Raw genomic sequence first — 14,084 nt, 5'->3', positions numbered from 1 at the left:
GCGGTCAGAGCGGGCTGATTCCGACCCCTCCTGGACCGGCGGTCACGAGTGATCGGTCGGGCACCTCCTCCCATCCCGGTTCGTCGTCGTACGGTTCAGAGGCGATCACGACGGTTCCCCCGTTACGGACGAACAGCGTGTCCCCCCAGGTCGTGGCCGCCAGCCGGGTGCCGTCGGCGGCCAGCAGGTTGAAGCGGCCGGCCGCGAGCGGGGTGACGCTCCGCACCACGTGCGCCAGGCCCTCGGCCAGCGAGGCGCCGTTCCGCCAGGCGCCCGCCGCCATCGCGAACAGCAGCGCCGAGTCGACCGGGGCCCGCGCGTCCGGCACCGGCGACAGGTCCCCGGCCAGCTCGCGCAGCTTGGCCTCCACCCCGGCGAACCCCTCGACCGCGCCGTTGTGGCTGAACAGCCGCAGCCCGTCCGTGAACGGCTGGGCGCACGACTCGTCCACCGGGAACCCGACCGTCGCCGACCGCACGGCGGCCACCGCGCAGCCCGTCCGTACGACGTCGGCGACGTCGGCGAAGGACAGGTCGGTCCACATCGGCTGGGCGCGCCGGTAGCGGACCGGGGCGTCACGGGCGGCGTCGTACCAGCCGGCGCCGAACCCGTCGGCGTTCAGGATGTTGTTGCGGTTCATGCGCGGGGCGTACGCCTGGGTCGCCAGCCCGTACTCCGGCGCGAACAACAGCTGGTGCAGGGTCCGCGAGTCGCCCAGGTAGCCCAGGTGCCGGCACATCAGGCGTCCCTCGCGCAGCGGAAGCCGGCGAAGATCTGCCGCCGGATCGGGAAGTCCCAGTTGCGGAAGGTCGGCCGTGCCGCCAGGGGGTGCGTCGCCCAGGAACCGCCCTTCAGCACCTTGTACTCCGCGCCGAAGAACACCTCGGAGTACTCCTTGTACGGGAAGGACCGGAAGCCCGGGTAGCCGTGGAAGTCGGTCGAGGTCCACTCCCAGACGTCTCCGATGAGCTGGCGCACGCCGTAGGCCGACGCGCCGTCCGCGTACGAGCCCAGCGGCGAGGGGCGGTGCCGGCGCTGCCCGACGTTGGCGTGCGCGTCGGAATCGCCCGAGTCGCCCCAGGGCAGCCGCCGCTTGCGGCCCGCCGCGGGGTCCCAGCTCGCGGCCTTCTCCCACTCCGCCTCGGTCGGCAGCCGCCGGCCGGCCCACCGCGCGTACGCGTCCGCCTCGTACCAGCAGACGTGCTGGACCGGCTCGTCCATCGGGACCGGCTCGACGCGGCCGAGCCGGCGCCGCATCCACTGGCCGCCCTCCCGGTACCAGAAGGCGGGGGCCTCCTTGCCGGTACGGGACCGCCACTCCCAGCCCTTCGGGCGCCACCAGCGCGGGTCGCGGTACCCGCCGGCCTCGACGAACGCGGCGTACGCGGCGGTGCCGACCGGGGTCGTGTCGATGTGGAAGGACGGTACGTCGACCAGGTGGCCGGGCCGTTCGTTGTCGTAGGCCCACGGGTCGTCGGAGGTGCCCATGAGGAAGGGCCCGCCGGGCACCAGCACCTCCGCCGGCAGCGTCTCGCCCGAGGTTCCTTCCGCGAGTGGGCCGGAGTCCGGCGGGTCGAGCAGCGCGGGCGCGCCCCTGCGGAGCTGGTGGGTGGCCAGCATGGTCTCGTCGTGCTGGTGCTCGTGCTGGATCACCATGTGGTAGACGAAGCCGTCCCCGGCCAGGGCGCCGACGAGCGGCACCTTCTCCAGGGAGTCGAGCACGCGGTCGCGGACCGTCGTGACGTACGCGCGGCTCTCGGCGGGGCTGAGCAGCGGCAGGGAGGGCCGCTCGGCGCGGGGATGCTCGAACGCGTCGTAGATGTCGTCGATGTCGGGCCGTACGGCCGCGGCCCCGGCGGCGGCGCGCAGCAGCCACTGTTCCTCGTAGTTGCCGATGTGCGCCAGGTCCCAGACCAGCGGGGACATCAGCGGCGAGACCTGCGCGGTCAGCTCCGGCGCCTCCAGCGCCTCGACCGTCAGCCCGAAACTGCGGTCGCGGGCCGCGGTCAGCTCCGCGACGATCCGTTCCTTCACGTCCATCGTGGTTCATTCCTCCTTGCCGGCGGGCACCGTCGCACCGCCGGGCTTGGCTTCGAGGGGCTCGTCGTCGGCCGGGCAGCGGCCGCGCCGCACGTAGCGCTCCGCGTATCCGTCGACGAGCGGGGCGAGCGCCGGGGCGCCGAGGCGGGGCAGCGCGTCACACGCGGCCTCGAAACAGCGGCGGGCGGCGCGCGCCAGTACGGGGTCGCCGATGCCGTCACGCGCCGCCTCGTGCCAGCGGTCCGCGGCGGGCTCGGTCGCCTCGGCGGCGATCTCCGCGGCCAGCGGGTCGTCGATCAGGGCCGTGACCAGGGCGATCGGCACGGGCCAGTACGGGTCCGGCAGCGCGTCGATCATCCGCAGCTCCAGCCAGCCCTGCGGGCGTACCGGCGGGAACAGCGTGGTGAGGTGATAGGCGAAGTCGGTCAGGTCCGGCTTGCCCTTGCCGGCTCCGCCGGTGAGCCACTCGCGGAACGTCATCCCGGGGTCGGGCACCCAGCCGTCCCGCAGCAGCATGACCCGCGCGTCCAGGGCATAGCGCGCCCACGCCTCCACCGGGTCCTCCCCCACGACCGGGGCCGTACGGCCACGGTCGAGTCCCTCCCAGATGACCTGCCGCGCCGACCGTGTGCCGTTCCCCGGCGAGTTGGCGAACGCCGCGACGAGCACGGGCCCCAGCGCGTGCGCGAGCCGCCAGCGCCGCCCCGCGTCCTTCTCGTCCGCGCCGATGTCCAGGCAGACCTGGAGCGAGGCCGTCGCGCACATCATGGCGAGCCCCGGCTCCCCGAAATAGGCGCGCATGCAGCGGTAACGACCCTCGTCGAGCTGGAAGAAGGGCACGCGGAGACGGCGCGGATCGGTGCCGCGTCCCGCCAGTTCCAGCCCTTCGCGGGCCAGGTGGTCCCCGACGTGGGCGAGGTCCGCGGCCAGGGCGGCGTGTGCCGCCGCCACCCCCCGTCGCGGAAGAGAGCTGAGCTCGAGCTGACCGCCCGGCTCGTAGGTGACGCGGCTGCCCGCGGGAAGCGGGCCCGCGGCCTCCATCACCGTACGGAGCCGGCCGATGGTGACCCCCGTGCCCGGCGAGCGCCGGTCCTCCACGAACCACTCGGTCTCCGCGCCCACCTGTCCCGGTGGCCCCGTCTTGAAACAGACACCGCTGACGTGTTCGTACACGTCGTCCAAGGTCAGACGGGTCATGAGCACCTCCGTTCACAGTACGAACGAGGGTCATTCCCTACTGAACCGGATCAATAATCGGAAACTCGGCATATCGCCGGTGACGCGTTCATGAACACTTTGGCCGCCTGAACTGGTGAATCGGTTTACTGAAGCGGTACAGTGATACGGTTCAGTAAACCGGTTCACTAAGCGGGAGACCCGTGGCCACCGACGTACACCAGCACCTGTGGGGCACCGCGTTCGCCGACGCCCTGCGCCGGCGTACGACGGCGCCGCGACTCGACGGCTGGACGCTCCATCTCGACGGCGAGCCGCCGTACGACGTCGACCCGGCCGACCATGATCCGGCGGCCCGCGCGGCCCAGGCCGCCGCGGACGGCTTCGACCGCGTCCTCACCTCGCTGTCGTCACCGCTCGGCGTGGAGTGGCTGCCGCCCGCCGAGGCCGCGGCGCTCCTCGACGCCTACCACGAGGACGCGCTCGCACTGCCGGCGCCGTTCGGGGCCTGGGCGGCGGCCTGTGTGTCGGAGATCGACCCCTCGTCTCTCGCCGGGTGGCTCGACCGCGGGTTCGCGGGGTTGCAACTGCCCGCCGACGCGCTGCTCGACGCGGCGGGGTACGAGCGCTGCGCGCCGCTGCTGTCACTGCTGGAGACGCGCGGCCTGCCGCTGTTCGTGCACCCCGGGCCCGCGCCCGCGTCCGACGGGCCGTCCTGGTGGCCGGCGCTGGTGCCGTACGTGCAGCAGATGCACGCGGCGTGGTTCGCGTTCCGGGCGTTCGGCCGGGAGCGGCACCCGCGGCTGCGGGTGTGCTTCGCGCTGCTGGCCGGGCTGGCCCCGCTGCACGGCGAACGCCTCGCCGCACGGGGCGGCGGTCGCGGCGAGGTCGACCGCGACGTCTTCCTCGAGACCTCCTCGTACGGTCCGCGCGCCGTGGACGCGACGATCCGCGCGCTCGGCATCGACACGATCGTGTGCGGCTCCGATCGGCCGTACGCACCACCGCTCGGCTTCGGACCCGACTTCGGGGACGCCGCCGAGCACGCAATCCGGGTGAGCAACCCGGGCCGACTGCTGATGGGAGAGGAGTGATCCGATGTCCTTCGAGTCACTGCCCGCACGGTGCCTCGACAAGCGCGAGCTACGTGAGCTCGTGGACGGCCTGGCCAAGGATCCGGAGTCGTGGCGCGAGCACGTGGACTTCCCCGACGGGCAGCGACACTACGTGTCCCTCTACCGCGACGAGTACGTCGACGTCTGGCTGCTCTGCTGGACGCCGCAGAACGACACCGGCTGGCACGACCACGACATCTCCTCCGGCGCGGTCGCCGTCGTGGGCGGCGCCCTGAAAGAGTGCAACCCCCGCATCGGCGGCCTCCACGTCGAGGTCACGGTCGAGAACGGCCAGTCCTTCGCGTTCGGACCCGAGCACATCCACCGCCTCGTCGGGCAGGCCGACCAGAGCGTCTCGATCCACGCCTACTCCCCGCCCCTGTGGCGCCTGGGGCAGTACTCGATCGACGACGGTGGAGTGATGCGTCGCGTCTCGGTCAGCTACGCCGACGAATTGCGCCCCCTGGACGCTGTCGCCTGACCAGCCTGTCCCGCTAGTATCCGGGTTTCTAGTGTTATGCCTGGATTGCGTTGATCATCCCAGTGACGTGGCGGGACGGAGGAACCGGTGTCCCTTACCGAGGCTCTACGGACGGGTGCTCCGGACGCGTTCGCCGTGCTCTATGACGAGTACGCCGGACCGCTCTACGCCTACTGCCACGTCATGGTGGGCGACGAGGCCGCCGACGCCGTACGGGACACCTTCATCGCGGTCGCCCGGCACCCGGGTGAGGCGCCCTCCGACGACGGCGCGCTGCCCGTGTGGCTGCACGCCCTGGCCCGCTCGGAGTGCGTACGGCGCGGCGCCCTCGTGCGCCGCCCGGTGTCGACCTCGCCGGCGGACCCGGTGCGGCGTGCCCTGACCCTCCTCCGTCCCGAACACCGCGAGGCCCTGGCCCTGTCCACCGTCCTGGAGCCGGAGGAGATCGCCCGGGTCATCGGCGTGGCCCGCGACACGGCGGAGATGCTCGTACGGGTGTCGCAGCGGCGGCTGGAGCAGGCCGCCGCCTCGGTGGGCGGCCGGGAGGCGCACGACGCGGCCATGCTCGCGTCGCTGAGCGGCGATGCCCTGCACCGGGTGGTGACCCGCGGGTACGAGCCTCCGCCGCGGCAGCGGGAGCGCGTGCTGTCCTCGTGCGCGGCGGCCGAGCGCGCAGCGGACGGCGCCCTGCTGTTCGACGCGGACGGGATGCCGATCCCGCTGGACGGCCTGTTCCGCGACGCCGAGGAACCGACGCGCCCGTTCACCCGGATCTCGCCCGAGGAGCCGGTCCGCGAGGTCCAGGAGGCGACCGCGTCCGCCGAGCCCGCGTCGCGGGCCGCCCACGTCTCGCACGCCCGGCCGAAGAACCGGTCGAGGAAGCAGCCGTTCCTGCGCCGCCGACACGACAACCTCGTCGAGGTCGCGGGCCTGGCGGCGTGCGTGGCCGCGGCGACCGGCGTACTCGCCCTGTGGCCGAGCCCGCACACGAGCGGAACGTCCAACGTGGACGGGACCAGCCTGCTGGTCCACCGGGGCCAGACGGCGAGCCGTTCCGCCCAGCCGTCCGTACCGGTGCGGCCGGGCCCGCCGGACGCGGCGACCTCCAAGCCGGGCACGTCGGCCTCCCCCAAGCCGACGACGTCCTCGTCCGGCGCGCCCGCGACCACGACGCCGCCCGGCACCACCGCCCCGGCCGGCCCGTCCCAGCCGGGCACGCCGGGCACGCCGCCGAAGAGCGGCGGCTCGGGACCGACGCACCCGACCCACCCGACGCCGCCGACGTCGCCGCCGGGCTCACCGACGCACACGCCGACGCCGGACCCCACGCCGACGACGCCGAGCGACTCGCCGACGGACCACGGCTCCGACTCCCCATCCCCCGACCCGAGCGGCTCCTGAGCCGCCCCGGACCGGCGGTCTTCGACCGGTGGAAGGCCACGGGCGGCACCCACACCGTCTCCGCCAAGAGCCCGGCAGGCGAGCGGAGGCATGCACTACATCTCGCGTTCGCTGCTCTGATCCGCTGAACCGCGGTGCGCGGGACGGCTCCCGGGGCGAAGGCTTCGGGCCCGTCCCGTCCTTGTCGGCATCCGCCGGCCTTGGGAGAAAACGTACGATCATGATCGTGCGATGACGACCTCGCGGCGAGGAGGCTGGGTGACGGCTGACAGCGTGGTCGCGCGTCCGCTCCGAACCGACCGGAACTTCGCGGTGTTCTGGTTCGTGCAGGCGTTGTCCGAGGTGGGCAACGCGTTCGCGTTGGTCGCCGTGCCGCTGCTGGTACTGCAGGCGACCGGGTCGGTGGCCCGGATGGGCCTGTTGACCGCGACCGCGGGAGCGGCGTCGGTGCTCACGGGGCTGTTCGCCGGGACGCTGGTGGATCGGCTCGACCGGCGGCGGCTGATGGTGCTGTGCGAGGTCGCGCGGGCCGTGCTGTACGCGCTGATTCCCGTGTGCTGGGCGGCCGCTCCGCAGGTGTGGCTGCTGTACGTGGTGATGGGATCGGCGGCCGTCTTCGAGATGATCTTCGAGGTGGCCTATGTCGCGGCCATACCCAACCTGGTGGGCAAGGAACAGATCAGCGCGGCGAACGGTGTGCTGCAGACGACGAACTCGGCCGCCTATGTGCTCGGGCCGATGCTGGCGGGCCTGGTCGCCGGCGTGTTCGGCGTCACGACGGCGCTCTCGATCAATGCGGCGAGCTTCGCCGTCTCAGCGGCGGGCCTGGCGCTGATCAGGTTCCGCCCGCGCGAGGAGCCGGGAGAACCGGCGGCCCGGGGGTTCGGCCTGCGGGAGGGTTTCCTGGCCGGGGCGGGGTTCCTGTGGCGGACGCCGGTGCTACGGGCCCTGACGATCCTGCTCACGGTGTTCTTGTTCCTGAGCCTCGGGATGACCGACACCTTCATCTACCACGTACGGCACGATCTCGGGCAGAACGACCGAGTGGTCGGCTACGTCATGGGCGCAGCGGGCGTCGGCACGATCGCGGGCGCGGCGTTGATGTCGCCGCTGCGAAGGTGGTGGGGGTTCGGCCCGTGCTGGCTCGGGTCGGTCGGGCTGTGCGGGGTCGCCGTGGCCGTCGCGGGGGTGGTGGAGAACGTCGTGGTGGTCGGCGGAATGGTGCTGGCGTACTCGCTCGGGGTGGCGCTGGCGGGCCTGTGCTCGATGAGCCTGCGGCAGGAGGTGACGCCCGACCATCTGCTGGGCCGCGTCACCTCGGCGTTCTGGACCATGCACAACGTGCTCGCCCCGATCGGAGCCGTGGTGCTCACCGCGCTGGCGAAGAGCATCGGCGTACGGGACACGCTGCTGGCGGCGGGCGCGGCGCTCCTTTGCATCGGCGGCGCCGGCCTGTTCACCCCCGTCCGGCGCCGCCACCCCGAAAGGCTCCAGGCTCTGGACCAGTAGTGCCGGCGGGCCCGAGGACACCGCTGCTCAGGAGACCCGGTCTTGGATCGGCCCCACCGCTCCCCCGCCGTACGTCTCGCCACCGCCGCCCGCCCGCCCGTTGAAGACCCTCAGCGGCGCAGAATGCCGTGCAGGCGCCGGCGCCAGTCCGCGTGGCGCCGGCGTCTGCGGACGTCACGGCTCTCGGCGAGCTCGGCGAAGAGGTTTTCGTAGCGCTCGATGATGGGTCCGGGGTCGAAGCGGCGGGCGGAGACCAGCGCGGCTCGCCCCATACGGCGGCGGGCGGTCTCGTCACCGACGAGTTCGAGGAGCGCCTTGGCCAGGGCCTGACCATCACCGACCGGGACGAGCAGGCCATCGACACCAGGCGTGATGATCTCCGCGGGACCCAGCGGGCAGTTCGTGCTCACCACCGGCACCCCACACCGCATGGCCTCGGCCAAAGTCATACCGAAGGACTCGGCGGAAGAAGCGGACGCGACGATGGACGCCTGGGCGAACTCCGCCTCGATCGGGGAACGCACCCCCATCAGCTCCACCCGCTCATCCAGGCCACGCTCCCCGATCAGCTCCTTCAGCCGTTCCCGCTCCGGACCCGCGCCATAAACCCGCAGACTCCACTCCGGATACTTGGCCGCGACCTGACCGAACGCCTCGATCAGCAGATCAAAACGCTTGCCGGGAACCAACCGCCCGGCGGCCGCGATCACGCTCGCGGTGCCGTCCGAAGGCGGCACCGCCGGATCCGGCACGATGTTGGGCACGGCCAGCACCCGAACACCCGGCAGCGGCATCCGAGCCCGGTAGACCGCGGCATCCGCCTCAGTCGTGGTGACCACGGCGTCCAGACCCGCATAATGACGCGCCAACGTCACACGCAACCTCTTGCCGTGAGCATCATGAGTGAGGTGCTCCTGCGCGATGCGCAGCGCACGACGCGACCCGAACCGAGCCAGATAGACATTGATGCCGGGCCGCGTCCCGATGATCACATCGGCCGCACACCGACGCAGGTACTCCTCCGCACGCAGATCGGTAAGCCGGCTGTACTGCCGATACCGCTTCTCCACCGCCGGAAAGACCACCGCCGGCTCGCCCGACCGCGCATCCACCGCATCCGGGAAACCCTCCCGCAAATCCACCAGCGGAACCAACCGCACCCGCGGATCAACCTCAAACCGTGGGCGCACACGATGACGGAACATGGAGACGATCTCCACCTCATGACGGTCGGCGAGCGCGGCGGCCAGATTCAACGTCGTACGGTTCGTCCCACCGATGCCGTAAGCGTTGTGGATCAAAAACGTGATCTTCACTGGCCGTCTTCCGGTCCTCTCGCACCCGCACCGCACCTTCGAGCTCGTGGCGCACCCGGCCCCTTACCGCGGCTTCCCGCGCCGCCGGCGAGACGGAACTCGCCGCCCAGCGCATGCGCGGCTCCCTGGACGAGCGGCCAGACCGCCATCGAGAATTCACGCAATCTGGTCCTCCACACGATCGGGGTAAGGTACTGAAAATACCTATCAAGATACTTAAAGTACCCTATGTGCGTCACATCCTCGACCGCAAAGTGATCCGCGAATACGCGCCGCCGTCGGCCTGTTCACCTCCGTCCGGCACCGCCGTTCAGAGGCGACACACGCCCTACCGCAGTAGTGCCGACGGGCCGAGGGCCGCGCCGCTCAGGAGAGTCAGGCTCATCGACCACTGGATGAGGGCGTGTTTCCGCCAGACGACTTGGCCACGGCGACGATCCGCGTGCTGAGGACGATGTCCTCCTCGGCGGTGCCGATCCCGGTGATCCCGGTGATCGCGGTGATCAGCCGCTCCGGCGGCCAGTGGCATAGATGGCGAAAGTAGAGGAAGTCGGTAGAGCCTGGCGGGCCCGCTCCAGGCGGACGGAGGCATGCATGACATCTCGCGTTCGCTGTCGTGAACGGCTCGCAGGGTGGACCCGGCACGACCTTCGGGCCCACCCTGCGAGGGCCGACGTCAGCCGGTCTTGAGGTATACGCTGTTGCTCGGCTCGTTGAGCGGGGAGGCCTCACCGGCCGCCCAGACGGTCGTGCCGATCGCAGCCAGGTCCGCGACGGCGATTTCGCTCCCTGCCGGCCTGGGCACCGGCACCTCGGTGCGCTGCCCGCCGGCCTCGTGTACGAGCGTCGGGTCGTAGGCGCTGTCTCTCACCAACCACACACCACCGGCACCGTCTGAGGCCACTTTCCGATACGGGTGCTTGTCCGCCGCCTGGGCCTCTACCGTCGATGTCCACTTGGTGCCGTCGAAGTGCATGACCAGAGGCTTGGCACACACGTCGTCCCCGTCCTCACCGCAGTGGGACTCCACTCCACCGACCGCCCACACGTTCGTGGACGACAGAGCGATGACATCGTGAAGCGCGGCCCAACCACCGGTGGGAACGGACACCCGCGGAAGCGTCTGAAGCTTCCACTCGGTCCCGTCCCAGCGCATCGCCCCCGGCTGGAGGCCGTCCTGGCCGACCGCCCAGACATCGTTGCCGGGGACGGCGCTGATGGCCTCCGCGGAGGCCGGCAGTGTGACCTGTTGCCAGCTACCGCCCGTCCAATGCTCGGCGTATCCCGAGGGATTCCGGTCGCCGCCGATGACCCCGACCGCCCATGCCTCGTCGGAAGTCGGAGCCACCCCGTCCTCGACCCGGAAGCCGGGAGTCAGGCTCGTCGTCGTCCAGCCTTCACCGTTCCAGCGGGCACCGTAATTCTGGTCGATCGAGCCGCCGAACGCCCAGGTGACCGTGCTCGACGAGGGCGCCACCGCCTCGATCCTGCCGAGCTCGTCAGCGGGCGCCGGAACGGCCACCCATGCTCCGCCGGCGAGCCGCTGGACGGTCGGGGTGACGTGACCGCCGACGGCCTGGAATCCGCCCGCCCATGCGCCGCCGGCCGGCGCGACCGAAAGCGCGGTGACTCCGTTCGCGACCGTTGGATCTCCCTGTTGGGCGATCGTCCAGCCCGATGTCTTCGCGGACGCCGGGCCGGCGGGCAGCGCCATGACGCCCACCGCCGCAGCCACCGCGACCCCTATCGAAAATTTACGCAATCTGGCCCTCCACCAAGGTCCATAAGGTACCGAGAATACGGGTACAAGATACTTGAGGTACCTACACGCTCCACGTCTACAGCCGCAACGAGTGCTGCGGCGTCGGCGTTGTTCCGTCGCGGGTCATACCGTCCGCAGCGCCTCGGTTGGCGCAAGCCGGGCGGCGCGGAGGGCGGGCAGCAGGCCGGCGAGCGCGCCGATCGCGATCGCCGAGCCGATCCCGCCCGCCCACGCCTCGGCGGGGATGACGACGGCCCACTGCTTGGTGCTCGCGTAGACGGCGGTCGCCGCCGCGCCGGACGCGACGCCGGCGGCGCCGCCGAGCAGGGCGAGCATGATCGCTTCCGACAGGAACTGGCCGCGGATCTGGCCCCGCGTCGCCCCGAGGGCGCGGCGGAGCCCGATCTCCGAACGGCGTTCCAGCACCGAGATGATCATGATGTTCGCCACTCCGACCGCGCCGACGACCAGCGCGACGGCGCCGAGCCCCAGGAACAGGCTGTTGAACGCCCCGCTCGCCGCGGCGCGGGCGGTCAGCGCGTCGGACGGCTGGCTGACGTCGACCTCGTTCGGCGCCTCGGGGTTCGCGGTCTGCCCGAGCACCGCCTGCACGTCGGCGACGTGGTCGGTCTGGGCCCGTACGTAGACCGTGCTGGGCGGTCCGACCGTCGGCTTGCCGCGGGAGATGCTCGCGTAACCGAGGTAGCGCTGGGCGGCCGGGTACCCGACCAGGACGCTGGTGTCGATGTCGGGCGTGAGCACCGCCGGGTTCAGGATGCCGCCGACGTAGAACCACTGGCCGCCGAGCCAGACCCGCTCGCCCGGGTAGACCCGGTCGATGCCCATCCGCTGCGCGGCGACCGCGCCGAGCACCGCGACCGGCTGGGTGGCGGTCGCGGAGTTCAGCCAGCGGCCCTGGGCGACCGTTGCGGCGAGCACGGACGGCAGGTTCAGGCTGGCCGCCCGGACCTTCAGCGCGTTGGTGGTGATCGGCGGGATGAGCGGGCTGCGGTACACCTTGGCGTCCTCGACGGTGCCCACGTCGGCCACCTGCTCGACCGCCGGCAGGTGCGCGATCCTCGACGGCGCCTCGAGCGGGAGCCGCGCCGTCTGACCGGTGAAGGACTGCCCGTTGTTCGCGGTCAGCAGGTTGGTGCCGAGCCGGTCGATCTCCGACAGCAGCCCCGCCTGGGACGAGGCGGACAGCCCCAGGACCGCGACGATCGCCGCCACGCCGATGGCGATGCCGAGCGCGGACAGCGCCGCCCGCAGGGGCCGGGCGCGCAGCCCGGTGCTCGCCACACGTGCCTGGTCGCCGAGGCCCAGCCGGGCCGGGACCAGCGTGGTCACGGCCCTCACGACCCTTCCCCCGCTTCCGCCGGCACCGGCACGCGGTCGGCGGCGCTGTCGGAGACGATCCGCCCGTCGAGCACGTGCACCTGACGCGGCAGCCGGGCGGCCAGGCCGCCGTCGTGCGTGATGATGACGATCGTCGCGCCCTCGGCGTTCAGCTCGTGCAGGAGTTCGAGGATCGAGGCTCCGGTCGTGCTGTCGAGGTTGCCGGTCGGCTCGTCCGCGAGCACGATCGCCGGCCGGCCGACCAGCGCGCGGGCGATCGCCACGCGCTGGCGCTGGCCACCGGACATCTTTCCGGGACGAAACGTCGCGCGGTGGGCGAGCCCGACCCGGGCGAGCGCCTCGGCGGCCCGTTCGCGCCGCTCGCGGACGGGCACGCCCGCGTACAGCAGCCCGTTCGCGACGTTGTCCAGCGCCGAGCTGTGCTCGTCGAGGAAGAACTGCTGGAAGACGAACCCGATGCTGCGGGCCCGCAGCGCCGCCAGCCGGCGGTCGTCCAGGCCCGCGACGTCGACGCCGTCGATCCGCACCGTGCCGCCGGTGGGCCGGTCGAGTGTGCCCATGACGTGCAGGAGTGTCGTCTTGCCCGACCCGGACGGCCCGACGATCGCCACCAGCTCGCCCTCACGTACGGTGAGGTCGACTCCGCGCAGCGCGGCCACCGGCGGCTGCTCACCGTAGGTCTTGGTGACCGCCTCCAGCTCCAGCACCGGAACGGCGTCGTCACGCGTGGATTCGGCGCTCATGTGGAGGGCACCACCACTCGGTCGCCCGCCGCCAGGCTCCCCGACACCTGCACCAGCCCCTCGGCGTTGTCGAACAGGCCGAGCGTGACGGGCACCGTCTGGTGCACGCCGCGGGCGTCGACCCGCTCGACCGCGTAGCCGCCTCCGGCCTGCCCGATCAGCGCGGTGACCGGGACGATCAGCGCCTGTTTCACGCCGTCGGTGGTGATCTGCACCTGGACCGGGGCCTGGTCCAGGTCGCCCGCGACCTTGGGGTGCGCGAGGGTGATGTAGACCGGGATCGTGGTGTTCGAGGAGCTCTGGTCGTCGGAGGAGGAGGAGGAGGACGACTTCGCGACCGTGCCGATGCGGGTCACCTTCCCCGTGGTCACGGTGTTGTCCGGCAGGGTGATCTGCGCCTTGTCGCCGACCTTGACGTCGGTCTGCTGGGAGGCGTCCAGATCCACGGTCACCTGCCGGTCGGACGACGTCGCCTCCGCGACCGGCGCCCCGGGCGCCGCCCGGCCGCCGAGCGTGGCCCGCGCCTTGGTGATCCGCAGCGGGCCGGGCAGGAACACCGCGTCGCCGAGGCGCAGTTCCCCGGTCTCGTCGGCGCCGACGTCGTCCTGCAGCTTCTGGAGCGCGTCCGCCGTGGCCGAGCCGAAGTACCGGGAGTCGGGGTCGAGCTGGGACTTCTTGGCGTACCCGAGCTTGACCAGGTTGGTGTTGAGTTCCCGTACGTCCCGGCCGCTGTCGCCGACGGACAGGTTGCGGTACGCGGGTCTCGTGCCGCACAGGAGCACGACCGGGGTGTCCCCCACCCAGTAGAGGATCCGGCCGCACTTGACCTCGTCGCCCGCGCTCGGCACCCAGGTGTAGATGCCCTGGACGTGGTTGACCACGGAGTACGGGGTGCCGTCGTCCCGCGCGGCGTACGACAGCGTGCCGCTCTGGCTGACCTGGGCCGACAGCGGGCCCTGCCGTACGGCGACCAGCGAGCCGCCGGCGCCGGCCGGCGGGGGCTTCTCGTGCCCGCCGCCGAACGGGTGCACCGCGACGATCGCACCACCCGCCGCGGCCAGCACCACGACCGCGCCGACCGGCAGTCTCGCCCGCCGGAACCGGCGCCGCTTCGCCCGGCCGGACGCGGCGGACGCGTGGGGCGCCTCGGGCGCCTCGGCCTCCGATTCGGGAACACTCATG

Annotated in this window: 12 protein-coding genes; 4 read left to right on the top strand and 8 right to left on the bottom strand. The window is 72.0% G+C overall.

Features of this window, described 5'->3' with window-relative positions; all coding sequences use genetic code 11:
- Positions 1-4: 4 nt before the first annotated feature.
- From egtC to egtA, 3 genes are read right to left on the bottom strand one after another with little or no spacing between them, the layout of a single operon-like run.
- Positions 5-739, bottom strand: a complete 735-nt coding sequence (gene egtC / locus OG417_RS15290; RefSeq protein ID WP_329255911.1) for an ergothioneine biosynthesis protein EgtC — start codon at positions 737-739, stop codon at positions 5-7.
- Positions 739-2,040, bottom strand: coding sequence for an ergothioneine biosynthesis protein EgtB (gene egtB, locus OG417_RS15285; protein ID WP_329255909.1), 1,302 nt, complete (start codon positions 2,038-2,040; stop codon positions 739-741). Before egtB ends, egtC begins: the two co-directional genes overlap by 1 nt.
- A gap of 6 nt (positions 2,041-2,046) precedes the next feature.
- Positions 2,047-3,237, bottom strand: a complete 1,191-nt coding sequence (gene egtA / locus OG417_RS15280) for an ergothioneine biosynthesis glutamate--cysteine ligase EgtA (protein ID WP_329255907.1) — start codon at positions 3,235-3,237, stop codon at positions 2,047-2,049.
- A 182-nt stretch (positions 3,238-3,419) separates the two neighbouring features.
- Here egtA and OG417_RS15275 point away from each other — a divergent pair, with 182 nt between their 5' ends.
- The 4 genes from OG417_RS15275 (at position 3,420) to OG417_RS15260 (ending at position 7,722) form a co-directional block, all read left to right on the top strand.
- Positions 3,420-4,310: an amidohydrolase gene (locus OG417_RS15275; protein WP_329255905.1), complete on the top strand. Its 891-nt coding sequence runs from the start codon at positions 3,420-3,422 to the stop codon at positions 4,308-4,310.
- A 4-nt stretch (positions 4,311-4,314) separates the two neighbouring features.
- Entirely contained in the window at positions 4,315-4,812 is a 498-nt protein-coding gene (locus OG417_RS15270) for a cysteine dioxygenase (protein ID WP_329255903.1), read from the top strand.
- Positions 4,813-4,899: 87 nt separating this feature from the next.
- Positions 4,900-6,213, top strand: a complete 1,314-nt coding sequence (locus OG417_RS15265) for an RNA polymerase sigma factor (protein ID WP_329255901.1) — start codon at positions 4,900-4,902, stop codon at positions 6,211-6,213.
- Positions 6,214-6,471: 258 nt separating this feature from the next.
- Positions 6,472-7,722, top strand: coding sequence for an MFS transporter (locus tag OG417_RS15260; protein ID WP_329255899.1), 1,251 nt, complete (start codon positions 6,472-6,474; stop codon positions 7,720-7,722).
- A 110-nt stretch (positions 7,723-7,832) separates the two neighbouring features.
- On the opposite strand, the gene OG417_RS15255 is transcribed toward OG417_RS15260, so the two are convergent.
- The 5 genes from OG417_RS15255 to OG417_RS15235 form a co-directional block, all read right to left on the bottom strand.
- Positions 7,833-9,038 carry a glycosyltransferase family 4 protein gene (locus tag OG417_RS15255; protein ID WP_329255898.1) on the bottom strand — a complete coding sequence of 402 codons (1,206 nt, stop codon included), beginning with the start codon at positions 9,036-9,038 and terminating at the stop codon, positions 7,833-7,835.
- Positions 9,039-9,714: 676 nt separating this feature from the next.
- Positions 9,715-10,773: a hypothetical protein gene (locus tag OG417_RS15250; protein ID WP_329255896.1), complete on the bottom strand. Its 1,059-nt coding sequence runs from the start codon at positions 10,771-10,773 to the stop codon at positions 9,715-9,717.
- Between the two features lie 150 nt (positions 10,774-10,923).
- Entirely contained in the window at positions 10,924-12,159 is a 1,236-nt protein-coding gene (locus tag OG417_RS15245; protein ID WP_329255894.1) for an ABC transporter permease, read from the bottom strand.
- Positions 12,156-12,902, bottom strand: a complete 747-nt coding sequence (locus OG417_RS15240) for an ABC transporter ATP-binding protein (RefSeq protein ID WP_329255892.1) — start codon at positions 12,900-12,902, stop codon at positions 12,156-12,158. Before OG417_RS15240 ends, OG417_RS15245 begins: the two co-directional genes overlap by 4 nt.
- Positions 12,899-14,083 (bottom strand): peptidoglycan-binding protein, encoded by a 1,185-nt coding sequence (locus OG417_RS15235; protein WP_329255890.1) that lies wholly within the window; start codon positions 14,081-14,083, stop codon positions 12,899-12,901. Before OG417_RS15235 ends, OG417_RS15240 begins: the two co-directional genes overlap by 4 nt.
- Position 14,084 lies beyond the last annotated feature (1 nt).

The organism is Actinoallomurus sp. NBC_01490, assembly GCF_036227085.1.
GTDB lineage: Bacteria > Actinomycetota > Actinomycetes > Streptosporangiales > Streptosporangiaceae > Actinoallomurus > Actinoallomurus oryzae.
This window is presented reverse-complemented; position numbering and strand designations above follow the sequence as displayed.

Excerpts from the sequence above, each read along its gene's own strand:
- egtC (WP_329255911.1), bottom strand. The coding sequence starts at position 739 with ATGTGCCGGCACCTGGGCTACCTGGGCGACTCGCGGACCCTGCACCAG.
- egtB (WP_329255909.1), bottom strand. The coding sequence starts at position 2,040 with ATGGACGTGAAGGAACGGATCGTCGCGGAGCTGACCGCGGCCCGCGAC.
- egtA (WP_329255907.1), bottom strand. The coding sequence starts at position 3,237 with ATGACCCGTCTGACCTTGGACGACGTGTACGAACACGTCAGCGGTGTC.
- OG417_RS15270 (WP_329255903.1), top strand. The coding sequence starts at position 4,315 with ATGTCCTTCGAGTCACTGCCCGCACGGTGCCTCGACAAGCGCGAGCTA.
- OG417_RS15240 (WP_329255892.1), bottom strand. The coding sequence starts at position 12,902 with ATGAGCGCCGAATCCACGCGTGACGACGCCGTTCCGGTGCTGGAGCTG.
- OG417_RS15235 (WP_329255890.1), bottom strand. The coding sequence starts at position 14,083 with ATGAGTGTTCCCGAATCGGAGGCCGAGGCGCCCGAGGCGCCCCACGCG.